Here is a 26,930-nt window from a genome sequence, read left to right as displayed (position 1 = left end):
CCGATAACGACTATTCGAGCCGCCATGAGCCCACACCCGCACAGCGTCAGCCGCATCGAGATCGCCACCTGGATCATCACGGCGTTCGCGCTGGTCTGCGTGCTCAAGCTGCATCTGCTGCCCGCGCTGCTCGGCGGCCTGCTCGTCTACGAACTCGTGCGCGGGCTCGCCCCGTTCATCCGCTCGCGTCCCAGCGAGGCCGAGCTCGCCAAGGTCATCGTCATCGCGCTGATCGCGGTGCTCGTGGTCACGGCGCTCACGGGCCTGATCTTCGGCCTGCTCGCGTTCTTCCGCAGCGAGGCCGGCAACCTGTCGAGCCTGCTCAAATGGCTCGCGCAGATCCTCGACGACTCCCGCTCGCGATTGCCCGAATGGGTGCTGCCCTACATTCCGGACAGCGCGGACGAACTCGGCAACGCGGTCTCGGGCTGGCTGCGCAAGAACGCCGGGGCGCTGCAGGGACTCGGGCAGAACGTGGTGCGTGCGATCGTGCACATCCTCATCGGCATGGTCATCGGCGGCCTGCTGTCGCTGCGCGAAGCCAAGAGCAACATCGTGCATCGCCCGCTCGCGGCCGCGCTCGGCGAACGCGCGGAACGCCTGTCGACTTCGTTCCGCCGCGTGGTGTTCGCGCAGTTCCGCATCGCGACGATCAACACCTTGTTCACCGGCCTGTATCTGGGCGTCGCGCTGCCGCTGGTAGGCGTGGAACTGCCGCTGATCAAGACCATGCTGCTGGTGACCTTCGTCGCCGGCCTGCTTCCGGTGCTCGGCAACCTGATCTCGAACACCGTGATCGTGATCGTGAGCCTGTCGCACTCGGTGATCATCGCCGCGAGTTCGCTGGTTTACCTCATGGTGATCCACAAGCTCGAATACTTCCTCAACGCGCGCATCATCGGCTCGCGCATCCAGGCGCGCGCCTGGGAGCTGCTGATCGCGATGCTCGTGATGGAAGCGGCCTTCGGCCTCGTCGGTCTTATCGCGGCCCCGATCTATTACGCGTATCTGAAGAACGAGCTGGCGGCGCGCGAACTAGTCTAGCGAGTCTAGCGAGGCCGCCGGAACACGAGAGACTCAGCGCTTCTTGGTCGGCTTCTTCGCGACTTTTCGAGCGGCCGCTTTCTTCGCCGCGACCTTGCCGGCCGCACGCGGCTTGGGCGCAGAACGCGAACGCAGCGCGGCTTCGAACGCCGAGCGCGCCCACTCGATCGCGATCTCGGCTTCGTCGAACAGCTCTTCCGGCGCGCGGTAGTACGACAGCGAAACCCGCTTGCCCTTGGCGTGATATTCGAACGGCGCAAGCCCGCGTTCGACGAAGCGCTCGCGATTGCCGTCATCGACTTTCAGGTACAGCACGTCGTCGATGACGATCGCGATCATCAGCTCGTCGATGAACAGCCCATGCCCGCCGAACATGCGCTTGGCCCGCACCGGAGCGAAGTCCGCGAGCAGGCCGAGCAGATGGTCGACGAAGGAGCTCATGCCGCCGTCAGCCGCGGCGCTGGCGCGAGACGATTTCGAGCGCGAGTTCGAGCGCCTGCTCGTAGTTCAGGCGCGGATCGACTGTCGAGCGGTAGGCGCGCTCGAGATCCTTCTCGGTCAGGTCACGCGCACCGCCGAGGCATTCGGTGACGTCTTCGCCGGTCAGCTCCAGGTGCACGCCGCCGAGCCGCGAGCCGTTCGCGCGATGCAGGTCGAAGGCCAGGTTCACCTCGGCGAGGATGTCGTCGAACTTGCGCGTCTTGATGCCCGTGGAGGTCGACTGCGTGTTGCCGTGCATGGGGTCGCAGAGCCACAGCGCCTTGTGCCCGGCGCTGCGCACGGCCTCGATCAGGCGCGGCAGATGCTCGGCGATCTTCGCTGCACCCATGCGGTGGATCAGCACGAGCTTGCCGCTTTCATTTTCCGGATTGAGCGCGCGGCACAGGCCGAGCAGCCAGTCGATGTCGATGCTCGGGCCGATCTTCACACCGACCGGGTTGCGGATGCCACGGCAGTATTCGACGTGCGCGCCGTCGAGCGCGGCCGTGCGCATGCCGATCCACGGGAAATGCGTCGAGAGGTTGTACCAGCCGCTCTTGCGCGGAACCGTGCGCGTGTGCGCGGCCTCGTAGTCGAGCAGCAGCGCTTCGTGGCTCGTGAAGAAATCGACGCGGCTGAATTCGTGTATCGCGCCGCCCGCGAGCGTTTCCATGAAGCGCAGCGAATCGCCGATCGCATCGACACGCTTTTGATAATCCGCCGCGAGCAGCGAATGCTTGACCCAGGCGAGGTCCCAGTATTCCGGGTGATGCAGGTCGGCGAAGCCACCGTCGATGAGCCCGCGCGTGAAGTTCATCGTCATCGCCGACAACGCGTGCGCCTGCAGCAGGCGCTCGGGATCGGGCACACGCGCGGACTCGGTGAAGTCGGGCGCGTTGACGATGTCGCCACGATACGCGGGCAAGGTCACGCCATTCTTCGTCTCGGTGTCGGCCGAGCGCGGCTTGGCATATTGCCCCGCGAAGCGGCCGATGCGCGTGACCGGCCCTTGCAGGCCATGCACGAGCACGAGCGACATCTGCAGCAGCACCTTCAGCCGATTGGTGATCGTGTCGGGCGCGCAATCGGCGAACGATTCGGCGCAGTCGCCGCCTTGCAGCACGAAGCGCTTGCCCGCCTCGGCCTCGGCGAGCTGCTCGCGCAGCGTGTCGACCTCCCACGAGGTCACCAGCGGCGGCAGCTTCGACAGGCGCGTGAGCGCATCGTCGAGCGCGGCGCGGTTCGGATAAGTGGGTTGCTGCACGGCCGGGCGCGCAGCCCAGCTGCGGGGATGCCAGTCTTGGATTGGAGAGCTCATATGCGGCCGCAGTATAGGGCCGCGACCGGCTACTGTCGGTAGAGCGCGAAATCGCGGAATTCGATGGACTGATCGACCGGCGAGGCCCAGCCCGGATCGTCGCCGCCGAAGAAGCTGCTGAACATGAGCCCGTCGATGCCGATGGCGGCGCTATTGCGGTAGCGCAAATCCTTGCGCTCGACCGCGAGCCGGCCGTCGACGCTGAGCCTCAGCCAGCCGTTCGCCCGCTGCGGATCGTTGAGCGCGATCTCCAGATCGATCGCGGTCCAGCGACCTGGCGTGAGAATCGCCGAGCCGCGTCCGATGCTGCTGCCCGGCTCGAGGCTGGCGACGTAGGCGTAGGCTTCGAGCGCGCCTTGCGCACGCCACATCAGGCGCATCGAAAAACCGCTTTCGCCCGCCGATTCTCCGCCGCTCGGCGCATCGCCGCCGTAGAGCCCCGGCAGCTTGCCGCCCTTGGCGTAGCGAAAACCTTCGGGCACGCGGACCTCGTAATGCAGGCAGGCGCGCGTGACGGTTCCCGCTTGCGATTTCAGCAGCGGCGCGAGAAAGCCGGCGCCGCCGCGCGGCGCATCCGCTGCGGCTGGCGCATACGAGCCGGCCGGATAGCGCAGCCGCAAGACCCCCGGCTCGCCCGCGACGAGCGAGAGATTCTCGGCGACGCCCCAGAGCCTTTCGAAGCCCGCGCCGCGCCAGAGCCTCGCGAGTTCACGGCCGTCGCGCGCATCGGCGATCGGCAGGTCCACGCGCCAGCGGCCTTCGCAGGCGATCGCCTCGGTCGAGAACAGGCACAGCGCGATCGCCACGGCACGCCTAAAGCGCACGGTCGAGCACCCCGCCGATCACGACCACGCCCGACACGAAAACCAGCAGCGTGAGCCACATGAGCAGCGTCGAACTCGCGCGCGGCGTGGCATCGGCGCCCGAGATGCTCTGGCGCGTCCACTTCTGCACGTTCGGGTGGAATGTCGCCCAGATCTTCACGGCCGAACCGACCATCTGCCCGTAGTACAGCAGCAGCGGAAACCAGACGTTGAAGCGCCCGGCGAACAGGCCGATCAGCACCGCCTGCACGGTGCGCACGAAGATCACCCAGATCAGGTACAGCACGAGCACCTGCGGCCCTTGCAGCAAGGTCAGCGCGAGGCACAGCGTCGGCCCGACCAGCGCGGTCCACAGCGACAGGCGCTGATCGAGCAGCGCGAACCATGGAAACAAGCCGGTGCGCTTGATGCCGAGGTCGAGCGCTCGGCCGCTGTTGCGCACCATGTTGCCGAACCAGCGCTTCATGAGCGAGGTGGTGCCGCCGAAGAACGATTTCGACGGCAATTCTTCGAGGCAATACACCGTCACGTCGGGCACGTAGAGCATCTTCCAGCCGCGCGAGAGCACCCAGTACCAGCTCGACTTGTCGTCGCCCGACAGCATCTGGATACGCCCGAAGCGCCAGTGATCGACCGAGTCTTCGGCGATCTGCGAGGCGAAGCCCGGCTGGCAGGCGACCGATGCGCGAAACACCGAGAAGCGCCCGGTCAGCACGAGCAGGCGATTCGACAGCGAGATCGAACACATCAGCAGATGCCGCTGCGCCATGCGCAAGCGATACCATTCGCGGCTGATCGCGGTGCCGCGCACGAGCGGCAGATTGTCGGTGGTGATCGCGCCGACCTGCGGATTGCGCTGCAGAATCGGCAGGCAGCGATCGAGCGTGCCCGCGCGCAGCAGCGTATCGCCGTCCATGAGCACGACGGCCGCGTTCGACGGCAACGAACGCGAGGCCAGATGGCGCAGCGCGCGGCCCATCGCATGCCGCTTGCCGAGCCCGGCCTGCGCCATCGCCACCACGTCCATGCGCCCTTCGCAGCCGCAGGCGCGGCCGACCGCCTGCAACAGCTGCGCATCGGCCGGGTCGGTCACGCAGGCGACCACGGTGGCGCGCGCGCCGTAGTCGAGCAGTTCGCGGAACAGCGCGGCGTACACGGCTGCGTTGACCTCGGCATCGATGCGAAAGCTCGTGATCAGCACGGCGACGTGATCGAAGCGATCGCGCCGGGCATCGGTGGCCGCGCGAATCATCGGAAAGCGATATGCGCGGTAGATCCAGGCGCGCAGGTAATGCGCGGTCGCCCAGCTGTAACGCCAGATGCCGATCAGGCCGAGCCCGAGCAGCATCGCGCCGTGCTGCGAAAACCAGTGCGAGGCGATCGGCAGCAACAGCGCGATCAGCGGCGTCAGGTAGACCAGCGTGCCGGGCAGGCTTTGCGTGAACGTCGAGCCCGCGGTGAAGCCGGACAGCGAGGTCGGCGTGCGCGCCGCGGCGCTGTCCGCGCTCATGGAAGATCAGAAAAACGCTGATCAAGCGTCGCGAGCGAACGCAGGTCGCCCGAGGACGGAGCGCAGGAACCGCAGCGTACGCAGATGTACGTGAGGATTCCGGGCACCGCCGGGCGAGATGCGGAGCGCAGTCGCTTGATCAGAGTTTCCTCAGCGCCAGCGCAGCGAAAACGGCATGTGGAAGCGCACGTCGGCGAGCATGCCGTCGGCGCTGTCGGGCAGCAGCGTCGGCAGCGTGATGTCGACGGCCGCCATGCCGAGCAGGGTTTCACGGCCGATCGGCAGCGCGGCCCAGTCTTCGGGCGTGGCGCGATAACTCACGCGCTCGACCTTGCCGCCTTCGATGACGCGACCGTCGCTGAGCTCGACATCGGCGGTCGAGCCGTTCCTGAGTCGGCGCGCCGCATGCGTGCTCACGAGCGCGCGCACCATCGTGCGCTCACCGACCTTGCGCAGCTGCAGCACCGTCTGCGCGGGCTGCACCATCGCGCCGTCCTGCAGCTGCAGACTCTGCAGCACGCAATAGCAGGGGCTCGTGAAAGTCTGGCGCTGTTGCAGGCTCGCGAGCGAGGCGTCGATCGCGGCGAGGTTCTGTTCGATGCCGAGCAGCTCTTCGCGCAGGCGACCGGGCGTTTGCGACAGGTCGTTGAGACTCGTGCTGAGCAGGCCCGCGGACGACAGCCGGATCTGCGTATCGAGGTTGTTGCGCTCGCTCGAGGCATCGGCGAGCTGGCGTTGCAGCATCGACACGTCGGACTGCTGCTTCTGCAATTCGAGCTTGGAGATGTCGCCCTGCTCGGCGAGCGCGGCCATGCGCGAGAGCATCGCCGACTTGATCTCGATCTCGGCCTCCAGGCTCTGGCTGCGGCGGTCCGCGGCGACGCGCTGCGTGCGGTACACCGAGCGCAGCGCCGACACCATCTGCCCGGATTCCTGCAGCTGGCGCTGCAGCAGCGTGCGCCGCGCGAGCAGCCCGGTGCGCTCGATCTGCAGGCGATCGGCCTCGCTCTGCCCGACCAGCGGACGAATCTGGAACAGCGGCGCGCCGGCTTCGTAGACCTGATTCGGCGGCGGCGCTTCGAGCACCACGGTGCCCGCGATCGGGGCGCTGACGTTGACGAACGGAACGCTCACGGCTGCGTAGTCCGACCGCGCCGTGAACATCGCCCGATAGCCGATGAAGCCGAGCGCCGCGAGCGCGAGCAGCAGGCCGACGCAGGCCAGCACCACGCGCGCCGAGCGCGGAGCGCGTCGCACGGCCGTGTTGTAGCGCGGAGCGCTCGCGAGCAGCTCTTCGAAGCTGACGAGCTGGCCCGACAGGTATTCGGACACGATGCGGTCGAGCAGCCGCCGGTGAGCGGGCTTGAGCGTGAGGAATTCGAAGGCCGGCGCGACATCGGGTGCGGCCCGCACCACCTGCGCCTCGATGCCGTTGAGCGTGATCTGCGCGTCTCCGGCACCGAAGCGCAGGTTCAGCGTCACCACGTCGCCGCGCGTGAGCGTGGGCAGCGGCTGGCTCAGCGACAGGCCACCGAGCGACCAGTCCTGCGCGGGCAGCGTCTGCCCCGCGACCTCGACGGCCAACGGCAACATGACGCGTGGTTCGGCCCGCTTGCCCGACGGGCTCTTGAAGGCCGCCACGACGGCCCCGCCCCCCTGCAATGCCTGACTGTCCCCCATGCGTCTTCCCGCCCCTCGATGATCCACCCTAGTGGGCGCCGCGAGGCCGGCGGCAGTGGGGCAAACATGCGCAGAAACCTGACCGGCACGGCGGCTCGATCCGATCGCCTGGATGAACACCCTTGAAAGCGGCGCCGCGAGCCGCATCCTGAGGAGCAGTGACGGGCGCTTCGAGCGCCTTTTTCGTTGGCCCATTTTCAGACCGGGCGTCGCTACGGCGGCCGGTCACATGCTCGATAATGTGTCATGGACTACAAGGACTACTATCAGGTACTCGGCGTCTCGCGGACCGCTACGGCCGACGAGATCAAGAAGGCGTACCGCAAGCTCGCGCGCGAATTCCACCCGGACCGCAACAAGGCCAAGGGTGCGGAGGAGCGCTTCAAACAGATCAACGAAGCCAACGAGGTGCTCTCCGACCCCGAGAAGCGCCGCTCCTACGACGCGCTCGGCGCCAACTGGAAGGCCGGCTCGCAATTCACTCCGCCGCCGGGCTGGGAGCAGCAGTTCCGTGGCGGCGCGGGTCGCGGCCGTCGCGGTGCCGACATGGGCGGCATGGGCGGCGGCGCCGGTTTCTCGGACTTCTTCTCGACGCTGTTCGGCGGCAACATGGGCGGCGCCGGCGGACCGGGCATGAGCGGTTTCGGCGGCGGTGGATTCGAAGACGATTTCGCGGCCCAGCCGCAGCGCGCCAAGCTCGCGATCACGCTCGAAGACTCCTACAACGGCGGCTCGCGCCAGGTGAGCCTATCCAACGGCCGCACGCTCAACGTGCAGATTCCGAAGGGCATCGCGGCCGGCCAGACCATCCGGCTCGCCGAGCAGGGCCCGCGCGGCGGCGACCTCCTGCTCGAAATGGAGTTCAGCCCGCATCCGCTGTTCAAGATCGATGGCCGCGACGTCAGCGCCACGATCTCGATCGCGCCCTGGGAGGCGGCGCTCGGAGCGAAGGTCGACGTGCCGACGCTCGGCGGCACCGTGGAGCTGAACCTGCCGGCCGGCACCGCCGCCGGCCGCAAGCTGCGCCTCAAGGGTCGCGGCCTGCCCGGTTCGACGCCGGGCGACCAGTTCGTGACGATCCAGATCGTCACGCCGGCCGCCGACAACGAGGCCGACAAGGCCTTCTACCGCGACATGCAGCGGCGCTTCGAGGGCTTCAAGCCGCGCGGATGAAAAAGGCCTTCTCGCTGCGGGAGAAGGTGGCGCGAAGCGCCGGATGAGGGAAGGCCCCCTCACCCTCGGTCCCTCTCTCGGTGGGAGAGGGATGCAAAGCGAATTCATACCATCGGCACGCGCAAAAAATGCTGACGGTAATACCGCAGCTCGGTGATCGAATCGCGAATGTCGTTCAGCGCGAGATGCGACGACTCCTTCGAGAAACCGCGTGCGATCTCGGGCGTCCAGCGCTGGCACAGCTCCTTGACCGTCGACACGTCGAGATTGCGATAGTGGAAGTAGCGTTCGAGCGCCGGCATGTAGCGCGCGAGAAAGCGGCGGTCCTGGCAGATCGAGTTGCCGCACATCGGCGAGCGGCCCGGCACGGCCCACTGCTTGAGGAAGTCGATCGTCCTGGCCTCGGCTTCGGCCTCGCCGACGTGGCTCTCGCGTACGCGCCTGGCGAGGCCCGAGCCTCCATGCTGGCGCGTGTTCCAGTCGTCCATCGCGGCGAGCTCCTCCTCGCTCTGATGCACCGCGATCACCGGGCCTTCGGCGAGGATGTTCAGATGCACGTCGGTGACGATGGTCGCGATCTCGATGATGCGATGACGCTCGGGAATCAGCCCGGTCATTTCGAGATCGATCCAGATCAGGTGGCTTGCGTGTGCGCTCATGAGGCTCCTTTTGGGGCCGAACAATAACAAAGCCCGCCGATCGGCGAGCGTGCTACCGTGCCCGCACCACCCCGAGGAGAAGCAGCGATGCGAAAAACCCCAGGTGCGCACGAGACCGCAGGCACTGCCGCCAAAGGCGCGCTGGCCGCCATCGGCAACACGCCGCTCGTCGAACTCACGCGGCTCGACACCGGCTGTTGCCAGCTGTTCGTCAAGCTCGAAAACCAGAACCCCACGGGCTCGATCAAGGATCGCATCGGCCTGTCGATGATCGAGGCGGCCGAACGCGAAGGCCGCATCAAGCCCGGCGATACGCTGATCGAAGCCACCGCCGGCAATACCGGGCTCGGGCTCGCGCTGGTCGCCGCGCAGAAGGGCTACAAGCTGATCCTCGTGATTCCCGACAAGATGTCGCAGGAGAAGATCCTGCACCTGCGCGCGCTCGGTGCGCAGACGCACATCACGCGCAGCGACGTCGGCAAGGGCCACCCCGAGTATTACCAGGACATCGCCGAGCGCCTGTCGCGCGAGATTCCGGGCAGCTTCTACGTCAACCAGTTCGCCAATCCGGCCAACCCGCTCGCGCACGAGACCACCACCGGCCCCGAAATCTGGGAACAGACGCAGCAGCGGCTCGATGCAGTGGTCGTCGGCGTCGGCAGCGGAGGCACGCTGACGGGGCTCTCGCGCTACTTCGCGCGCGTGGCGCCCGAGCTGCAGATGGTGCTCGCCGATCCCAAGGGCTCGATCCTCGCCGACATCGTGCAGACAGGGGCGCCGCGCAAAGCGCCCGGCAGCTGGCTCGTCGAGGGCATCGGCGAAGATTTCGTGCCGCCCAATTGCGAGCTCGCGCGCGTGAAACAGGCGTACGAGATCGACGACGCCGAGAGCTTCCACACCGCGCGCGAGTTGCTGGCCAAGGAAGGCCTGCTCGGCGGATCGAGCACCGGAACGCTGCTAGCCGCGGCGCTGCGCTATTGCCGCGAACAGACCACGCCCAAGCGCGTCGTCACCTTCGTCTGCGACAGCGGCAACAAGTACCTCACGAAGATGTACAACGACTTCTGGATGTTCGAGCACGGCCTGCTCGCGCGCCCGCACGAAGGCAATCTGCTCGACCTGATCGTGCGCCGCTACCAGGAAGGCGGCGCGGTGACGCTCGCGCCCGACGACAGCCTGCTGCAGGCGTATCGGCGCATGCGGCTGTTCGATGTCTCGCAGCTGCCGGTCATGAGCGGCGATCGCGTCGTCGGCATCCTCGACGAATCCGACCTGCTCATGCACGTGCAGGCCGACCCGACGCGGTTCAACGACGGGGTTTCGACCGCGATGGTCACGCGCGTGGAGACCATCGCGGTGAATGCGCCGATCGCCGACCTGCTGCCGGTGTTCCAGCGCGATCACGTCGCCATCGTCGCCGACGGCCCGCGCTTCGTCGGCCTGATTACCAAGATCGATCTGCTCAACTACCTGCGCAAGCAACTCTGAAGCGCACATCCCACAACCCGCACACGACATGTCCAACGACGAACAACCCCAGGCCTTTTCCACGCGCGTGATCCACGCCGGGCAGGAGCCCGACCCCTCGACCGGCGCGATCATGCCGCCGATCTACGCGACCTCGACCTACGTGCAGTCTTCACCGGGCATGCATCAGGGCTTCGAATATTCGCGCTCGCAGAATCCGACGCGCTTCGCCTATGAACGCTGCATCGCCGATCTCGAACGCGGCTCGCGCGCGTATGCCTTCGCCTCGGGGCTCGCGGCAACTTCGACACTGCTCGACCTGTTCGCACCGGGCGATCACATCATCGCGAGCGACGATCTTTACGGCGGCAGCTATCGCCTGTTCGCGCGTGTGCGCCAGCAATCCGCCGGGCTGCGCTTTTCGTTCGTCGACATGCGCGATCCGGCCGCGATCGAAAAAGCCATCGAAACGCGTACGCGCATGATCTGGGTCGAGACGCCGACCAATCCGATGCTCAAGCTCGCCGACCTGTCGGCGATCGCGGCCATCGCGCGCCGGCACGGCGTGCTTGCGGCAGCCGACAACACCTTCGCGAGCCCTTACCTGCAACGACCGATCGAGCATGGCTTCGACCTCGTCATGCATTCGGCGACCAAGTACATCAATGGGCATTCGGACGTCGTCAACGGCCTGCTGATCGCGGGCGATCGTCCCGAGATCGCCGAGCGCCTCGCGTTCCTGCAGAACGCGGTCGGTGCGGTCGCCGGGCCGTTCGATTCGTTCCTCGCGCTGCGCGGCGTGAAGACGCTGTCGGTGCGCATGCAGCGCCATTGCGAGAACGCGCTCGAACTCGCGCGCTGGCTCGAGGCGCATCCGAAGGTTTCGCGCGTGCATTACCCGGGCCTGGCCTCGCATCCGCAGCACGAACTCGCGCGCCGGCAGATGCGCGATCCGCGCACGGGCGACCCGGCCTTCGGCGGCATGATCTCGGTGGACCTTGCGACCGATCTGGCCGGCAGCCGGCGCTTCCTCGAAGCCTGCTCGCTGTTCTCGCTGGCCGAATCGCTCGGAGGCGTCGAAAGCCTGATCGAGCATCCGGCGATCATGACGCACGCGAGCGTGCCGGCCGAGAACCGTGCCGCGCTCGGCATCAGCGACTCGCTGTGCCGGCTGTCTGTCGGCATCGAGGACGTCGCCGACCTGCGCCATGACCTTCAAGTGGCCTTGAGCGCGGTCTGAGGACGCTCGGCGGCTCCGATCGGATAGGAAAATTACAGCTGGGTGATTTCCCAGCCTTGAAACGGGTTGTTTGCTTACAGCTCGATTGGCATTCTGGGAAGCAGGTGACGAAAGGTTCAGGTGAACCGGGGATTCGTCACCAGGCTTCTCCGGTCATGGAAGACGACGTCCGCCTCGCGGGCGCTGCCCTCGCGCCGCCAACGGCGGCCCTCTTCCAAACGATCGATCGGAGTTTTCGGAATGCGTGCGCTGCGCTGCTTTGGATCGCGACTGTCGTCGCGCTGACGGCTTGTTCGAACAAACCACCGCGCAGCCTGCCCAGCAACGTTCCGAAACCCGCGCAGGTCGTCGGCGGATTGCGTCCGGACCAGATTCAGACCGCGATCGAACGCGGCCTCGCCTCGCTCGAGTCCGCGGCCATCGATCATTGGCCCGGTGCCGGCAAGGTGCAGCTGAGTTTCGCCATCGGCACCGACGGCTTCGTGCATTCGGTGAAGCTCACCAACGCGAGTTTCGAAAATCCCGAGCTCGTCAGGGCGCTCGAAAAAGCCATACAGCAGGTGAGCTTCCCGTCGGCCAAGTCCGAGACCCTGGTCAGCTACTACCCGGTTTACTTCCGCTAGGCGACGCGGCAGCATGCGCGCCCCGACGCCTTCCCTGCGTCGGACCTGCGGAGGCGCCATGGCCCAGTTGTCCGAGAAGAAATGCGTGCCCTGCGAAGGCGGCGTTCCGCCGCTCGACCTCGCCGCCGCCATCCGCCTTCACGAGCAACTGAACGAACGCTGGAAGATCGTCGACCAGGGCCGTGCGATCGAAACCAAGATCGAGTTTCGCACCTACGCGCGCGTGCTCGCGTTCACCAACGCGGTGGCCTGGATCGCGATCCAGGAAGACCATCACCCGCTGATCGAATTCGGCTATCAGGAAGTCCGCATCCGCTACTGGACGCACGCGATCAACGGGCTGTCCGAAAACGACTTCATCTGCGCGGCGAAGATCGATCGCCTGCTGGCCGAATAGCGCCGCGATCAAACCGGCCTGCGGCCGCTCAGCGCATGCGCGAGCGTCCCGCCGTCGACGTATTCGAGCTCGCCGCCCACCGGTACGCCGTGCGCGATGCGAGAGACCGAAACTCCCTGCGCGCGCGCCATCTCGGCGAGATAGTGCGCGGTCGCCTCGCCTTCGACGGTCGGATTGGTGGCGATGATGAGCTCCTTGAAATCGCCGCTCGCGAGCTGGCTTTGCAGCAGGTCGAGGCCGAGTTCGTCGGGGCCGATGCCGTCGAGCGGCGACAGCCGGCCCATCAGCACGAAGTAGCGTCCGCGATACGAGGTTCCGCCTTCGATCGCCATCAGGTCGGCCGGGCCTTCGACCACGCAGAGCTGCCCGCTCGCGGTGCGCGCGGCGCTGCAATAGCGGCAGGCTTCGTCCTCGCAGAACATGCGGCAGCTCGGGCAGCGGCCGATGTGGTCGAGCGATTCGCCGAGCGCCTGCGCGAGTGAGCGCGCCGCATTGCGGTCGCGATCGAGCAGGTGGAAAGCCATGCGCTGCGCCGATTTCGGGCCGACGCCGGGCAGGCGGCGCAAGGCATCGATCAGGCGGCTCAGGCGGGGGGAATAGACGTTCATGCGGCCATTATCGGGGGCGCCGCCGGCGAGTGCAGCGGGCCGCGCGCGATCAGGCGCGCCTGCGATCGAAGGCCAGCGTCGCCGCGAGTTCGGGCAGGCCGAGTTTGAGCATGAGCAGGCGATCGAGCCCGAGCGCGACGCCGCTGCAATCGGGCAGGCCGGCCGCGAGCGCGTCGATCAGATGGGCGTCATAGGGCGGCACGCGCTTGCCGTGCTCGCGCCGCCAGTTCTGGTCGGCGACGAAGCGCGCGCGCTGTTCGTCGGCGTCGGTGAGTTCGTGAAAGCCGTTGGCGAGTTCAAGCCCGCGCCAGAACAGCTCGAAGCGCTCGGCGACCGCGGGCTCGTCACCCTGCGCCGGACGAATCCGCGACAGCGCGGCCTGCGAGGCCGGGAAGTCGTACAGGAAGCTCGGCGCCTGCTGGCCGAGCCGCGGCGAAACGCGCAGCGACATCAGCAGATCGAGCCAGAAGTCGGGCTCGATCTCGTCGATGAAATCACCGCTCTGGATCAGGCCGAACGCAATCGCGGCCTCGCGCAGCTTCGCCACGTCCGCCGCGAACGGATCGAGCCCCGCGTGACGCAGAAAGGCCTCGCGATAACTGAGCCGCTCGAAGCGCCCGGACAGGCCCGCGAGCGTCTGCACGAGCGCCTCGACCTCGTCGATCAGCGCATGCATCGAAAAGCCCGGCCGATACCACTCGAGCATCGAGAATTCGGTGTTGTGATGCCGCCCGTGCTCCTCGACGCGAAACACGCGCGCAATCTGGAAGATCGCGCCGGAACCCGCGGCGAGCAGGCGCTTCATCGGGAACTCGGGCGAGGTCTGCAGCCACTGCCCGTCCTGGGTCGAAAAACTGTCGATGTACCGGTCGACCGTCGCGTGCGCGGACAGGATCGGGGTCTCGACTTCGAGCACCTCGCGCGCAGCAAAAAAGGCGCGGACGGAGCCGTTGAGCTCCGCCCGCGCCTTGATCGTTTCGAGTGCGGCCGAAGGGCGCCAGCCTTGCGCCTCACCCTTCACGCCTCACTCCTCGCGCTTACTTGTTGGCGCGACCCAGGTATTCGCCCGTGCGGGTGTCGACCTTGACGATCTCGCCCTGCTGCACGAACAGCGGCACGCGCACGATGGCGCCGGTCTCGAGCGTCGCCGGCTTGCCGCCGCCACCCGAGGTGTCGCCACGCAGGCCCGGATCGGTCTCGGTGATCGCCAGGATGACGTAGTTCGGCGGCGTCACCGACAGCGGCACGCCGTTCCAGAACAGCACCTTGCAGGTCTCTTCGCCCTTGATCCACTTGGCGGCGTCTTCGACCGCGGTGGCGCCGGCCTGCACCTGTTCGAAGCTCGACGGGTTCATGAAGTGCCAGAACTCGCCGTCCGAATACAGGTACTGCATGTCGGTTTCCTCGATGTCGGCGAGTTCCCAGGTGTCGCCCGACTTGAGGGTCTTCTCAAGAACGCGGCCGTTCTTGAGGTTGCGGATCTTGATCGTGTTGGTCGCCTGGCCCTTGCCGGGCTTGCGGTATTCGTTGTCGACGACAGCGTAGGGTTCTCCGTCCACCAGAACCTTGGTGCCGGACTTCATTTCATTGGTGCTGACGTTTGCCATGGCGAATCACACTTTCTTTTCAAAGAGGAACAAATCGGTTTGGTTTTGTCTGGCCGGTTGCCCGGGGAGACCCTGGCGGCCAAAATGCGGCGCGCATGATAACCCCTAGTCACACAATCCGGCAGGCTCCCGCCTGGCAGCACGCCCTTCGAGGCGCTTTTTCGAAGCCCGCCGAGCTGCTCGCCTACCTCGACCTGGACCCCGCCCTGCCGGTGCTCGACTCCGAGCGGCTGGCCGATTTCCCGCTGCGGGTGCCGCGCGGCTTCGCCGAGCGCATGCGCAAGGGCGACCCGGACGATCCGCTGTTCCTGCAGGTCTGGCCGCGCGGCGCCGAGGCGCTGGCGGTCGAAGGCTTCGGCCTCGATGCGGTCGGCGACATGGCCAAGCTCAAGCCCGGCGGCATCGTCCACAAGTACCAGCACCGCGTGCTCGTGATGACCACCGGCGCCTGCGGCGTGCACTGCCGCTACTGCTTCCGCCGCCACTTTCCGTATTCCGAAGCCCTCGCCGCGCGCGATCACTGGCGCGAGGCGCTCGCGCAGATCGCGGCCGACGAATCGATCACCGAGGTGATCCTGTCGGGCGGCGATCCGCTGTCGCTGTCCGATGACAAGCTCGGCGAGTTCATCGACGGCCTCGACGGCATCGCCCACGTGCGCCGGCTGCGCCTGCACACGCGGCAGATCGTGGTGCTGCCCGAGCGCGTCGACGACGGTCTCGTCGAGCGCCTCGCCAGTACGCGACTCGACACCGTGATCGTGCTGCACGCCAATCACGCCAACGAGCTCGACGCCAAGGTCGCCGATGCCTGCGTCCGGCTGCGTCAGATCGGCGTCACGCTGCTGAACCAGGCGGTGCTGCTGCGCCGCGTCAACGATCGCGTCGACACGCTCAAGGCGCTGTCCGAGCGCCTGTTCGAATGCGGCGTCCTGCCCTACTACCTGCACCTGCTCGACCGCGTCGACGGGGCGGCGCACTTCGAAGTCGACGAACACACCGCGCTGGGCCTCATGCGCGAGCTCAGCGCGCAGCTGCCGGGCTATCTGGTACCGCGCCTGGCACGCGAGACGGCCGGCGACGCGGCCAAGCAAGTGCTGGTTTGAACGCCCTTTCCGCCCAGGCCACGGCCGTCGCCTGGGTGCTCGGCGGCCCCGAGGAGAACACGCGCATCATCGAAGCCGACCTGCGTCAGGCCGGCCATGCGATACGCGTGGGCTGGATCGCCGATCTCGACGAGCTCGGCGACGCGCTCGGCCGCGGCCTGCCGGATCTTTTGTTCTGCTTCGAGTTTCTTCCCGGCGACCTGCTCAAGGAGACCGTCGCGCTGTGCGCGAGCCTCGCGCCGGGCCTGCCGATGCTCTCGCTCGGCCCGTCGGCCAGCGCGAGCGCGACGCTGGCCGCGCTCACGCTCGGCGCAGCGGACCGCGTCACACTGGAAGACGATCACGCGCTCGAGCACCTCGACCTCGTCTATCGCCGCGAATCGCAGCGCGGCCGGCTCGGCCGCGAACTGCAGCGCCTGCAGCCGCGCCTGGCCGCGTTCGAGGCCCAGCATCGCGAGCAACTACTGCTCGACGTCAACGCCGCCGTGCAGGCGCAGAACGGGCTCGTCACGCTCGTCAACGAGGCCTTCGCCGAACTGATCGGCGAAGCCGAGCCGGCGAGCCTGCTCGGACGCCCGCTGATCGACCTGATCGCCGCCGAACAGCAGCCGCGCGTGAAGGAAGAGCTGCGCCAGTTCCTGCGCGGGCATCGCGTCGATCGCAGTCTCGACACCGCGCTGCTGCACGTGAGCGGCGCGAGCCTGCCGGTGCGCATGCAGATCGCGCTCGGCTCGCTGGCCGGCGAGGATTTCGTCGAATGGCGCGTGGTGTCGGAATCGCCGGTCCAGACCGAACGCGCGGCGCTCGGCGATCGCCTGGCCCTGTTCCGCCATCTCGGCGTGCAGGCGGCCGACAGCCGGCCACGCGCCGCGCTGCTGCTGGTCGTCGACGGTTTTGCAGCGCTCGAAGCCAGCCTCGGCCTCGAAGACGCCGAGCGCCTCGTCGGCCACGTCGGCTCGGCGATCGCCGCGCTGCTCGGCAGCAGCGACACGCTGTTCCGTTTCTCCAACGACGAGTGGCTCGCGATCCTGCATCGCGACAGCGTCTCGGACATCGAGCAGCTCGCCGAGCGCCTGTGCCGCGATCTCGCCGCTCCGCTCTACACCGCGGGCTCGCACCAGACACGCATCACGCTGACGGTCTGCGCGTATCCGATCGGACTCAAGGAGAACGCGGTCGCCATCATCGAGCCGCTGGTGCGCGAAGGCCGGCGGCTGTCGACCGAAACACCGGGCCATATGGTCATGCTCGGCCAGACCGCGCGCGACAGCGCCGAGGCGCGCGATCTGGTCGCGCGCGGCGATCAGCTGCGCGCCGCGCTCGAACACCATCGCCTGCGCCTCGCCTACCAGTCGATCGCGAGTCTCGAAGGCGACGCGCGCATGCACGCCGACGTGCTCGTGCGCATGGTCGACGAACACAATCGCGAGCTGCACGCGAGCGAGTTCCTGCCGACGGCCGAGAAGCTCGAGCTGATGGCCGAGATCGACCGCTGGGTCGTCGGCCGCGCCTTGAGCGTGCTGTCCAAGCGCGAGATCAACCCGCTGCCGGCGCTGCTGCTGATCCGGCTTTCGGCCGAAACCCTGCGCAAGGCCGACGATTTCCTCGCCTGGCTGCCGGCCGCGCTCGGCCCGCGCAAGCTGCTGCATCGCGAGCTCTGCTTCACGCTGCAGGAGAGCGTCGTACAGGGCCAGCTCGGCAAGGCCGCAGAGCTCGCCAAGGCGCTCGACGAGCTCGGCGCCGGCTTCGCGCTCGATCATTACGGGCTCGGCGCACAGTCGGTTCCGCTGCTCGACGAGCTGCCGCTGCGCTTCGTGCGCTTCGCCCCGCAGCTCACGCGCCTGTTCGGCGAGCCCAGCATGCAGCAGCGCATGACCGACCTGATCCGCGCGGCCAAGCAGCGCGGCATCAAGACCATCGTCAGCCACATCGAAGACGCCAACCTGATGGCACGGATGTGGCAGATGGGTGTGGACTACATTCAGGGCTACTACATCCAGGAGCCCGATGTGGTGCTGCTGGCGACCGACGCCGTCCGCCGCTGAGGGCTGGCCGCTCGGACCCGGCGCTTGCCTGGGAGAGTTCGAGGATGCGATCCGGTCTTGGGGGACCGCCGGCGGGCTTCAGCCGGCGCGATTTTCTGATGCGCCTGGGCCAGGCCGCCGGCAGCGGTGCGGTCTATCGGGCGATGGGGGCGATGGGCCTGCTGCAGTTTCCGACCGCCTGGGGCGGACCGCCGCAGCTGCCGCCGGAATCGGGGCGCGGCAGGAAGGTGGTCATCATCGGCGCCGGCATCGGCGGGCTTTCGGCGGCCTACGAGCTTGGCAAGGCCGGCTACGACTGCACGCTGCTCGAAGCCAGCGAGCGCGCGGGCGGACGCAACCGCACGGTGCGCGCCGGCGACGTGATTCGCGAGATCGACAGCGAGCAGGTCTGCGGCTTCGACGCCGAGCCGTACCTGTACTTCAACGCCGGGCCGGCGCGGCTGCCATATCACCACGAGGCGATCCTGGCCTACGTGAAAGCCTTCGACATCGCGCTCGAACCCTTCATCAACGACAACCGCGGCAGCTACTTCCATTCGGGCAAGGTGTTCGGCGGCAAGCCGATTCGCGGCGAGACCATCCAGGCCGATTCGCGCGGACACATCGCCGAGCTGCTCGCCAAGGCCACGCAGACCTCGGCGCTCGATTCCAAGCTCACGGCCGACGACGCCGAACTGCTGCGCCAGATGCTGCGCGCCTGGGGCGATCTCGATGCCGATCTGCTCTACAAGGGCTCGGCGCGCGGCGGGCATCTCGGCGACGAGATCCTGCAGGCCGGCCAGCCGCGTCCGCCGATCGATCTTTCCGAACTGCTGCGCTCGGAGTTCTGGCAGTTCCAGATGGAATTCGCCGAAGGCTGGGAACAGCATCCGACGATGATGCAGCCGGTCGGCGGCATGGACATGATCGTCAAAGGCTTCGAATCGCGGCTCGGCGGCGTGATCCAGCGCAACGCGCCGGTCACACGCATCGTCGATGGCGACAGGAAGGTGCGCGTGAGCTTCAGGCAGAACGGCAAGGAGCAGGAAGTCACGGCCGATTTCTGCATCAACTGCGCGCCGGCCTATCTGGTCAAAGGCATCCGGAACAATTTCCGTCGCGCCTACAAGGACGCGCTGTCCGTGGTGCATCCGGGCAAGCTGTTCAAGATCGCCTTCCAGGGCAGGCGCCGCTTCTGGGAGGAGGACGATCGCATCTATGGCGGCATCAGCTGGACCGACCAGCCGATCATGCAGCTCTGGTATCCGCCGCACGGCTTCCACAAGGCCAAGGGCATCCTGCTCGGCAGCTACACCTGGGATCCGGAGCAGGGCGAAGCCTGGGGCCAGATGCGGCCCGAACAGCGCCTGGCCGCGGCGATCGCCCAGGGCGAGAAACTGCACCCGGGCTACGGCACCCTGGTCGAGAAAGGCATCTCGATCGCCTGGGGCAAGGTGCCGTATCAGATGGGCTGCTCGCCCGAATTCACGCCCGAGGACCGGGCCAGGCACTTCCCCACCTTGCAGGCGCCGAACCAGCGCCATTACCTCGTCGGCGACCAGATGAGCTTCGTCTCGGGCTGGCAGGAAGGTGCGGTACGCTCGGCCCATGCCGCCGTCGAACACATCCATCACCGCGTCGCCAACGGCGACTGAGGAGTTTGCGTGACTTCCACCGTGTCCTTTGCCTCGCGCCGGCAGCCGATTGCGCTGAGCCTCGGGGCGATCGTGCTGATGCTCGGCGTCGCCGCCTGCGGGCCCCAGACCACCGAAGCGCCGGCCGAGCAGCAGGCCGTGCAGCGCTACCCGATCCCCAATTCCACGTTCCCGATCGCGCGCGCGGTCGAGGTGCCGGCGAGCAAGGTGCTGGTGTTTCCGAGCGGCACCACGCCCGATCCGGCGAATCCCAAGGCCGAGAAGTTCAGCGCCGAATACTGGGGCGACACCAAGGCGCAGACCATTTCGGTGCTGACCAAGACCAAGGCCACGCTCGAAAGCCTCGGCCTGGGCCTCGGCGACGTGGTCAAGATGACCGCCTACGTCGTCGGCCCCGCGCCCGGCGCGGCTATGGATTTCGCCGGCTTCATGGAGGGCTACACGCAGTTCTTCGGCACCGCCGAACAGCCCAAGCTGCCCGCTCGCACGACCGTGCAGGTGGCTGGACTCGCGGCGCAGGGCATGCTCGTCGAGATCGAAGTCATCGTCGCACGTCCCTGAGTCCGCACAGCTTCCAATGAAAAACTTTTCGCACCCGCGCCGCTGGCGCCTGCTGCTCGTGTTCGGCTTCGCGGCCGCCGTCGGTGCCTGTGGCGGCGGGGGTGACGGCGAGCCCGATTCACGGGTCACCGAAGGCATCTACGAAGCCGTCACGCCGGCAGTCGCGAGCGCGCCCTACGCCTCGGCACTGGCGGACTGCACGTTCAACGAATTGCACGACGATAGCTGCACGCTCGAACGCCTGCCGTTCCTCGGCCAGGAAACCGGCAGCGTGACGGTCGACAAGCTCATGGAGCGCGTCGTCACCTCGCATCCGTGGATGGCTCAGCGCTTCCGCGAGGTGCTGCAGACCCTGCCGGCGCCGATCCTGCAGATGACCCGATCGCTGACCGCGGTGGTCATCGGCAGCAAGATCCGCCCCTCGTTCTACACCACCGACACCGGTGCGATTTATCTCGACCCCGAGTATCTCTGGCTCACGCAGGCCGAGCGCGCCACGATCAGCGACGAGGAGGATTACCGCGCCGGCTTCGGCAATGCGCTGCAATTCGTCTCGCTCTGGCGCTACGTGAAGAACAACGACTACGCCTACTACTCCTACCCGTCGAGCTACACCGGCTCACGCACGATCGCGGATATCCAGCTGTCGGTGGCCCGGCTGCTGTTCCACGAACTCACGCATGCGGGCGACTTCATGCCGCCTTCGGCGCTCCCAGGGCTGTCGAGCAGCCAGACCCTGGAACAGGCGATCACCGCGCAGCGCGGACATCGCATCTCCGATGAACTCGTGGCCGGCAATCCACTGACTTCGGACACCTGGAAGGGCCTCGCCGATGTGCTCTACCGCGGCACCACCGCCTCCGCGGCGCAGAAGGCGCTGACGCCGAACGATGTCTCCGCTGCCTTCACGCCAGACCGCGCTTCCGATCCTTACGCCTACTCCACGCAGTACGAGGACATCGCGATGATGGCCGAGGAAGCGCTCATGCAGTTCCACTTCGGCGTCGAGCGCGACGTCGCCTTCACCAATCGGCCGGCCGATAGCAATGCGAGCGGCAACGACTACATCGTCGCCTGGGGCAGTCGGGGCCGATTCCGCGAGCCTCGCGTCGCAGCCGCCACGCAGTTCGTGCTCGAAAGCCTGCTGCCGAACACCGATTACTCGGCCCAGTTCGCGAACCTGCGGGCTCCGGTCGCGATGCGTTCGGGCGAATCGTGGAACGCCAATCTGTATTCCTACGGTTACGACGTGCCGGCCGCGAAACGAGCCGACACGACCCCGCTGCCCTTGGCAGAGCGCCTGCCGCCCGGCTGAGTCCTGCGCCTCGCGCATTCCAGCCCCCCGTGCGGGGCTTTTTGTCGCTGCGAACAATGTCCGGCGCAAATGGTCGGAAAAGGGTCGGGAATCCGTCCGGCTTGTCCGCACGCGCCGCCCTAGCCTGCGTTCGTCCGCTTGATTCTGGAGAACCGCATGGAACGCAGTGCTCATCGCTCCACCCGCCCTCAACGTCTGATCGGCCTCATTGCCCTCTGCACTCTCAGCAGCCTGTCCGCCGGCTGGGCCGGCCAAACGCTTGCCGCCAAGGACTCGCCGCCCGCCGCCAGCAGCGCCCAATCGAGCAAGAACGAGCGGGCGAAGCTGATCTCGGAGCTGGAAAGCATAGGCATGAGCACCGCGACCGCCGAAAGGCTGGCGGACCGCATCATCGCTGGCGACCAGGAGGCACTGGCCACCGGGCGCCTCCTGGTCAATTCGGCGGGACGGCTGCAGTGGGTCGGAGCCGACGAGCCTGCGACTCGGCGGGTTCTCGAGGAGATCGCCCGACGACGACTCACCGATGGATCCGAAGGTGGCGCGGCCGATGGGCTGGTCGGGGTCGTCGAGGTCGAAAGCCTGGTTGGAGCCCCGCTCGCCGCCCAGTTGCCCGCTCATGCCCGACAGCAAGCCGGCCGTGTGTCTCGCGCCTTGATAAAAGCCAGAGGCGAACTGCAGCGAGTCGGAGAAGACGGCAGTGCGATCGGGGATCGGCTGCTCGCCAGCATCGTCCGCCAGGGGGCGATCGGCCAGCAGGCCGATCGACTGATTCGCGACACCGTGCAACCCATCGTCGATCGGGCTGCGTCCGAGCAGCTGGGCTCCAATGGCTTGGGCAGTGGAACGGTCTCACGGGATACGGGCAGAACGCCCGCCAGTGATCGCTATCCAGGGCCGGGGACGAGCAGCGGGCGCCCCAGCAGCGGCGGAGGAAACGGCGGAGACGGGAAAGCCGGGAGTGGTGGGCAACCCGCTGGCTCTGGCTCCGGCGGTGGCGGCGATACGGGGGGCGGTGGTGGCGACGGAGGAAGCGGCGGCTCCGACAGTGCCTCCAGCGGAGACGATTCGAACAACGATGACGACAACAGCGGTGACACCGCCGCCGATGATGAGCCGATCGAACATCTCGGACTGGACGGCGAGTTCAGCATGAATGGGGAGAACTACCCGATCGACTCACCCGGCACCCCGCGAGCTCCCGGTATGGAAAAAGAGCGTGGCAGCGGCCTGGAGCTGTCGAACACCACCGGCGGCCGGCTCGGCGGCACCGACGCGGCCAACGCGCGCCGGGGCGTCGACCTCAAGCGCAACGGCGGCGGCACCGTAAACCCCGATCCGCAGTCCGGCAAACCCAGCGGCGTGATGCTGACGACCAAGGAACAGAACGACGCCCGGCGCGGGCTCGGCATGGCCTCCGGCGGAGGTCTGATCAACCCCAATCGCGACAAGCTCAACGGCCAGGCGGTGACTGATCGGGATCTGAAGGAACTCGGCCTCAAGGGCAACGGCGGCGCCAAGGGCCCGACCGACGGCAGCGGACGCACTGCGCCAACTCAGGCGCCTAAAAGCCCGCTCGCAGGAGCGGGGCCGATCGTGCCACCGTCGGGGCTCGAGAATGCGGCGACAGTGTCCAACATCGGCAAGGCGCCGACGCTCAAGGTGGAAGTGAAGGCAGGCCTGGGGCAATAAGGCCGCGTCTCGGCGGCTCTAAGCTTGCCCCTCTCGCACCAGTGGAAGAGGAACATCAAACGAAAAAGGCGGCTTCGCGGCCGCCTTTTTCGTTCACTGCGAACCAAGCTCAGTTCGTCGCCGCCTGAAGCGCCGCGATGCGCTTCTCGATCGGCGGATGCGTCGAGAACCATTCCTTGACGCCTCCGGCGATGCCGAAGGCCATCTGCTGCGGAGGCAGCGTGGAGGCGACGCCACCGCCGAGCTTCTGCAACGCCGAGATCATCTTGCGCTTGCCGGCCAGATGGGCACCGCCGCGGTCGGCGCGGAACTCACGCTGGCGCGAGAACCAGGCGACGATCATCGACGCCAGGATGCCGAAGACGATTTCGAGCACGAACACGGTGATGTAGTAGCCGAAACCGACCGAGCTGCTGCGCCCGTCGTTCTGGCTGCGGCCCGACAGCATGTTGTCGATGAAGTAGCCGATCACGCGCGCCAGGAACATCACGAAGGTGTTCACCACGCCCTGGATCAGCGTCAGCGTGACCATGTCGCCGTTGGCGATGTGGCTGACCTCGTGGCCGAGCACGGCCTCGACCTCGTCCTGGCTCATGTTGCGCAGCAGGCCGGTGCTCACCGCGACGAGCGCCGCGTTCTTGTTGGCGCCGGTGGCGAAGGCGTTGGGCTCGGGGGCCTCGTAGACGGCGACTTCGGGCATGCCGATGCCGGCCGCGCGCGCCTGGCGCTCGACCGTCTGCAGCAGCCACATTTCGGCCGAATTGCGCGGCTCGGTGATCACCTGCGCGCCGACCGAGCGCTTGGCGACCCACTTGGACATCAGCAGCGAGATGATCGAGCCGCCGAAACCGAAGATCGCGCAGAAAGCCAGCAGCGCACCGAGGTTGAGCCCGTTGGCGGTCAGGTAGCGGTTGACGCCGAGCAGCGAGGCGACGACCGACAGCACGAGCATGACGGCCAGGTTGGTGATCAGGAACAGGACGATGCGTTTCATGGCTTTGGAAGGCTGTGAACGATGGACGGGGTTCAGACGGTGTCTAGCTTCCGATGTATTGAGGCTGAAACCTCAGAAATCAAGATTCCGGCCTGGCGTCACTCGCCGGGCCGGAGAGGATCCGCGCCCGGGGCTCAGCCCTTGCCTTCCGGCAGCGCCGGGGCGATACGCTCCACCGTCTGGTAGCCGCGCGGCAGATGGTTGCCGCGCGAGGCCCGCGCACCCGTGTAGGCCGCGACGTCGGACGGCTTGAGCGTCAGCGTGCGCTTGCCGCTCGTGACGACGATCGACGCACCCTTGGGCACCACGCAGCTCGCGACGATGCGATCTTCACCCTTCAAGGTGACGAGCTTGTTTCCCTTGCCCTTGGCGAGTTCCGGCAGCTCGCCGATCGCGAACACCAGCAGGCGGCCTTCGGCGGTCACCAGCGCGAAGCGATCGCCCGCGTTGTCGGTGGTGCGCGCCGGCGGCAGCGGAGCGCCTTCGAGCGTGATCACGGCCTTGCCGGCCTTGTTGCGCGCCTGCAGTTCGCCGAGCTTGGTCTGGAAACCGTAGCCGTCGGTGCCGCCGAGCACGTAGCGATCGGCCTCCTCGCCCATCAGCAGTGCGACGATGCGCGCGCCGTCCTGCAGATCGAGCTTGGTCGTCACCGGCTCGCCCTGCGAGCGCGCACTCGGCAGCTCGCGCGGATTGAGCGTGTAGCAGCGGCCCTTGCTGTCGAGCAGGATCAGCAGCTGGTTGGTCTTGCCGACCGCATGCGCGAAGTATTCGTCGCCGGCCTTGTACGACAGCGCGGTCGGATCGAGCTCGTGGCCCTTGCCCGCGCGTATCCAGCCGGCCTTCGAAATCACCACGGTGACCGCTTCGGCCGGCGTGATTTCGGCCTGCGTCATCGCCACCGCCGGTGGCTTGGCGTTGATCGGGCAGCGCCGCTCGTCGCCGTAGGTCTTGGCGTCTTCCTTGATCTCCTTGGCGATGAGCTGCTTGAGCTTGTCGTCGTCGCCGAGCAGTTCTTCGAGCCCCTTCTTCTCGGCTTCGAGTTCGGCCTGCTCGCCCTTGATCTTCATCTCTTCGAGACGCTGCAACTGGCGCAAGCGCGTGTCGAGGATGTAATCGGTCTGCACTTCGGACAGCGCGAACGTGCGCATGAGCTTGGCGCGCGGCTCGTCCTCGAAGCGGATGATGCGGATCACCTCGTCGAGATTCAGGAAGGCGATCAGCAGACCTTCCAACAAATGCAGACGGTCGTTGACCTTCTGCAGGCGATGATTCAGACGACGCGTCACCGTGTTGAAGCGGAACTCGATCCACTCGCCCAGAATCTCGCGCAGGTTCTTCACGCGCGGACGACCGTCGAGGCCGATCATATTGAGGTTGACGCGGTGGCTGCGCTCGAGATCGGTAGTCGCGAACAGATGCGCCATCAGCGCTTCGGCATCGACGCGATTGCTGCGTGGCACGATGACGATGCGCGTGGGATTCTCGTGATCGGATTCGTCGCGCACGTCTTCGACGATCGGCAGCTTCTTCGCGCGCATCTGCTCGGCGATCTGCTCCTGGATCTTCGAGCCCGACACCTGATGCGGCAGGTGCGTGATGACGATGACGCCTTCGTCTTCCTTCTCCCAGCGCGCACGCGCGCGCACCTGGCCGTTGCCGGTGCTGTAGATCTTGAGCAGGTCGTGCGGCTCGGAGACGATCTCGCAGCCGGTCGGATAATCCGGGCCCGGCACGTGTTCCATCAGCGATTCGATCTGCGCGTTCGGATGCTTGAGCAGGTGGATGCAGGCCTTGGCGAGTTCGCGGATGTTGTGCGGCGGAATGTCCGTCGCCATGCCGACCGCGATGCCCATCGTTCCGTTGACGAGAATGTTCGGCAGCCGCGCGGGCAGCAGGCGCGGCTCGTCGCGCATGCCGTCGAAGTTCGGCGTCCAGTCCACCGTGCCCATGTCGAGCTCGGACAGCAGCGCGTTGGCGTACGGCGTGAGACGCGATTCGGTGTAGCGATACGCGGCGAATGATTTCGGATCGTCCGCGCTGCCCCAGTTGCCCTGGCCGTCGACGAGCGGATAGCGATAGTTGAACGGCTGCGCCATGGTGACCATGGCTTCGTAGCAGGCCGAATCGCCGTGCGGATGGTATTTACCGATCACGTCGCCGACGGTCAGCGCCGACTTGCGATGCTTGGCGGTGGCATTGATGCCGAGTTCGGACATCGAGTAGATGATGCGGCGCTGCACCGGCTTGAGGCCGTCGGCCACGTGCGGCAGCGCGCGGTCGAGCACCACGTACATCGAGTAGTCGAGATAAGCCTTTTCGGCGAAAAGCCGCAGCGGCAGGCGTTCGGTTTCGTTGGGGTCGATGGGGTTCATTAGATGCCAGTGATCAATCGATCGAGCGCCGCGAAAATGGCATCGCGGTGATTCGAAAGGTTTGCGGCGGGCGTGCGCAGCGAAGCCTTGCGCAGCGTCAGCAGCTGCGTGGGATAGAACCAGAACTGCGTGTCCGCTATCGCGACGGGAAAAGTCAGGTGCGGCAACGGAAGAAACAGTTGCTGTTGCCCCAGCAGAACCGCTACTCGCGTATCAAGCACCGCCAGGAACTCGCTTTGCACGTCGACGATGTAAGGGAAATCTTTGCGCAGCGCCGTCAGTGGGTTGGCGTAGACATCAAACTGCGCCATCTTCGCTTCCGTATAACAGTTCACTCGCCAGCGGGTGCGTCGCGACGTAGCGGTTGTACGCCTCGATGGCTTCGCGATTGTCTTGCTGCCATTTCGCCCATTTGCGCTCGCGTACGGCTTCGGCCAGGCCTTGCTCGCAGGCTCGCGACACATTGATATCGAACTCGCGGGCATCGCGCAGAAGATTGGCGTCGAGGCTGATATTGGTCGGCTTGCGGGCTGCCGGTGAGTTGTCATTGCGACCCATGGTGATACTCATGCGCAGATCAGATGCGC

25 protein-coding genes are annotated in these 26,930 nt (G+C 66.8%); 12 read left to right on the top strand and 13 right to left on the bottom strand.

Features of this window, described 5'->3' with window-relative positions; genetic code table 11:
• Positions 1–24: 24 nt before the first annotated feature.
• Positions 25–1,044: an AI-2E family transporter gene (locus AC3WUM_RS08770; RefSeq protein WP_492409842.1), complete on the top strand. Its 1,020-nt coding sequence runs from the start codon at positions 25–27 to the stop codon at positions 1,042–1,044.
• Positions 1,045–1,077: 33 nt separating this feature from the next.
• Here the strand turns inward: AC3WUM_RS08770 and AC3WUM_RS08765 are convergent, their stop codons facing one another.
• From AC3WUM_RS08765 to AC3WUM_RS08745, 5 genes are all read right to left on the bottom strand, one after another.
• Positions 1,078–1,485 (bottom strand): TfoX/Sxy family protein, encoded by a 408-nt coding sequence (locus tag AC3WUM_RS08765; protein ID WP_492409841.1) that lies wholly within the window; start codon positions 1,483–1,485, stop codon positions 1,078–1,080.
• Positions 1,486–1,492: 7 nt separating this feature from the next.
• Positions 1,493–2,842 carry a class II 3-deoxy-7-phosphoheptulonate synthase gene (locus AC3WUM_RS08760; RefSeq protein WP_492409840.1) on the bottom strand — a complete coding sequence of 450 codons (1,350 nt, stop codon included), beginning with the start codon at positions 2,840–2,842 and terminating at the stop codon, positions 1,493–1,495.
• 29 nt (positions 2,843–2,871) lie between these two features.
• Positions 2,872–3,648 (bottom strand): polysaccharide lyase, encoded by a 777-nt coding sequence (locus tag AC3WUM_RS08755; protein WP_492409839.1) that lies wholly within the window; start codon positions 3,646–3,648, stop codon positions 2,872–2,874.
• 7 nt (positions 3,649–3,655) lie between these two features.
• Entirely contained in the window at positions 3,656–5,176 is a 1,521-nt protein-coding gene (locus tag AC3WUM_RS08750) for a glycosyltransferase (RefSeq protein WP_492409838.1), read from the bottom strand.
• Positions 5,177–5,326: 150 nt separating this feature from the next.
• Positions 5,327–6,856: a PilZ domain-containing protein gene (locus tag AC3WUM_RS08745; protein WP_492409837.1), complete on the bottom strand. Its 1,530-nt coding sequence runs from the start codon at positions 6,854–6,856 to the stop codon at positions 5,327–5,329.
• Positions 6,857–7,102: 246 nt separating this feature from the next.
• Between AC3WUM_RS08745 and AC3WUM_RS08740 the strand changes: the two genes are divergently transcribed.
• Positions 7,103–8,029, top strand: a complete 927-nt coding sequence (locus tag AC3WUM_RS08740) for a DnaJ C-terminal domain-containing protein (RefSeq protein ID WP_492409836.1) — start codon at positions 7,103–7,105, stop codon at positions 8,027–8,029.
• A 104-nt stretch (positions 8,030–8,133) separates the two neighbouring features.
• Here AC3WUM_RS08740 and orn read toward each other — a convergent pair whose 3' ends face one another.
• A complete protein-coding gene (orn, locus tag AC3WUM_RS08735) occupies positions 8,134–8,688 on the bottom strand; it encodes an oligoribonuclease (protein WP_492409835.1) in 555 nt (184 codons plus the stop codon).
• A gap of 87 nt (positions 8,689–8,775) precedes the next feature.
• Between orn and AC3WUM_RS08730 the strand changes: the two genes are divergently transcribed.
• From AC3WUM_RS08730 to AC3WUM_RS08715, 4 genes are all read left to right on the top strand, one after another.
• The gene (locus AC3WUM_RS08730; protein WP_492409834.1) at positions 8,776–10,176 is read left to right on the top strand and encodes a pyridoxal-phosphate dependent enzyme; all 1,401 of its coding nucleotides are present in this window, start codon (positions 8,776–8,778) and stop codon (positions 10,174–10,176) included.
• Positions 10,177–10,204: 28 nt separating this feature from the next.
• A complete protein-coding gene (locus AC3WUM_RS08725; protein ID WP_492409833.1) occupies positions 10,205–11,395 on the top strand; it encodes a trans-sulfuration enzyme family protein in 1,191 nt (396 codons plus the stop codon).
• 155 nt (positions 11,396–11,550) lie between these two features.
• The gene (locus AC3WUM_RS08720; RefSeq protein ID WP_492409832.1) at positions 11,551–12,018 is read left to right on the top strand and encodes an energy transducer TonB; all 468 of its coding nucleotides are present in this window, start codon (positions 11,551–11,553) and stop codon (positions 12,016–12,018) included.
• 58 nt (positions 12,019–12,076) lie between these two features.
• The gene (locus tag AC3WUM_RS08715; RefSeq protein WP_492409831.1) at positions 12,077–12,415 is read left to right on the top strand and encodes a 4a-hydroxytetrahydrobiopterin dehydratase; all 339 of its coding nucleotides are present in this window, start codon (positions 12,077–12,079) and stop codon (positions 12,413–12,415) included.
• Between the two features lie 8 nt (positions 12,416–12,423).
• On the opposite strand, the gene recR is transcribed toward AC3WUM_RS08715, so the two are convergent.
• From recR to efp, 3 genes are read right to left on the bottom strand one after another with little or no spacing between them, the layout of a single operon-like run.
• Complete coding sequence (recR, locus tag AC3WUM_RS08710; RefSeq protein WP_492409829.1) at positions 12,424–13,023, bottom strand: recombination mediator RecR; 600 nt, start codon at positions 13,021–13,023, stop codon at positions 12,424–12,426.
• Positions 13,024–13,072: 49 nt separating this feature from the next.
• On the bottom strand, positions 13,073–14,044 hold the full coding sequence (epmA, locus tag AC3WUM_RS08705; protein WP_492409828.1) for an EF-P lysine aminoacylase EpmA: 972 nt from the start codon (positions 14,042–14,044) through the stop codon (positions 13,073–13,075).
• 16 nt (positions 14,045–14,060) lie between these two features.
• Positions 14,061–14,630, bottom strand: coding sequence for an elongation factor P (gene efp, locus AC3WUM_RS08700; RefSeq protein WP_492409827.1), 570 nt, complete (start codon positions 14,628–14,630; stop codon positions 14,061–14,063).
• Positions 14,631–14,725: 95 nt separating this feature from the next.
• On the opposite strand from efp, the gene epmB reads away from it, so the two are divergent.
• The 6 genes from epmB to AC3WUM_RS08670 all read left to right on the top strand — a co-directional run bounded on the left by epmB (position 14,726) and on the right by AC3WUM_RS08670 (position 22,977).
• Positions 14,726–15,733 carry an EF-P beta-lysylation protein EpmB gene (gene epmB, locus AC3WUM_RS08695; RefSeq protein WP_492409825.1) on the top strand — a complete coding sequence of 336 codons (1,008 nt, stop codon included), beginning with the start codon at positions 14,726–14,728 and terminating at the stop codon, positions 15,731–15,733.
• A complete protein-coding gene (locus AC3WUM_RS08690) occupies positions 15,730–17,778 on the top strand; it encodes an EAL domain-containing protein (protein WP_492409824.1) in 2,049 nt (682 codons plus the stop codon). Before epmB ends, AC3WUM_RS08690 begins: the two co-directional genes overlap by 4 nt.
• A 44-nt stretch (positions 17,779–17,822) precedes the next feature.
• Positions 17,823–19,412, top strand: coding sequence for a flavin monoamine oxidase family protein (locus AC3WUM_RS08685; RefSeq protein WP_492409823.1), 1,590 nt, complete (start codon positions 17,823–17,825; stop codon positions 19,410–19,412).
• Positions 19,413–19,490: 78 nt separating this feature from the next.
• Positions 19,491–19,973, top strand: coding sequence for a RidA family protein (locus AC3WUM_RS08680; protein WP_492409998.1), 483 nt, complete (start codon positions 19,491–19,493; stop codon positions 19,971–19,973).
• Positions 19,974–19,989: 16 nt separating this feature from the next.
• Positions 19,990–21,288, top strand: a complete 1,299-nt coding sequence (locus AC3WUM_RS08675; RefSeq protein ID WP_492409822.1) for a hypothetical protein — start codon at positions 19,990–19,992, stop codon at positions 21,286–21,288.
• 156 nt (positions 21,289–21,444) lie between these two features.
• A complete protein-coding gene (locus AC3WUM_RS08670) occupies positions 21,445–22,977 on the top strand; it encodes a hypothetical protein (RefSeq protein WP_492409821.1) in 1,533 nt (510 codons plus the stop codon).
• 109 nt (positions 22,978–23,086) lie between these two features.
• Here the strand turns inward: AC3WUM_RS08670 and htpX are convergent, their stop codons facing one another.
• The 4 genes from htpX to AC3WUM_RS08650 all read right to left on the bottom strand — a co-directional run bounded on the left by htpX (position 23,087) and on the right by AC3WUM_RS08650 (position 26,913).
• Positions 23,087–23,971 carry a protease HtpX gene (gene htpX, locus AC3WUM_RS08665; RefSeq protein WP_492409820.1) on the bottom strand — a complete coding sequence of 295 codons (885 nt, stop codon included), beginning with the start codon at positions 23,969–23,971 and terminating at the stop codon, positions 23,087–23,089.
• Between the two features lie 134 nt (positions 23,972–24,105).
• Positions 24,106–26,343, bottom strand: a complete 2,238-nt coding sequence (parC, locus tag AC3WUM_RS08660) for a DNA topoisomerase IV subunit A (protein ID WP_492409818.1) — start codon at positions 26,341–26,343, stop codon at positions 24,106–24,108.
• Positions 26,343–26,654 (bottom strand): CcdB family protein, encoded by a 312-nt coding sequence (locus AC3WUM_RS08655; protein WP_492409817.1) that lies wholly within the window; start codon positions 26,652–26,654, stop codon positions 26,343–26,345. The genes parC and AC3WUM_RS08655 overlap by 1 nt, the downstream gene beginning before the upstream one ends.
• Positions 26,641–26,913: a type II toxin-antitoxin system CcdA family antitoxin gene (locus AC3WUM_RS08650; protein ID WP_492409816.1), complete on the bottom strand. Its 273-nt coding sequence runs from the start codon at positions 26,911–26,913 to the stop codon at positions 26,641–26,643. Before AC3WUM_RS08650 ends, AC3WUM_RS08655 begins: the two co-directional genes overlap by 14 nt.
• Positions 26,914–26,930: the final 17 nt, after the last annotated feature.

This window comes from Hydrocarboniphaga sp. FW305-C-57, from assembly GCF_058783045.1.
The sequence above is the reverse complement of the archived record's forward strand: the minus strand, read 5'-3'. Positions and strand labels throughout refer to the sequence as shown.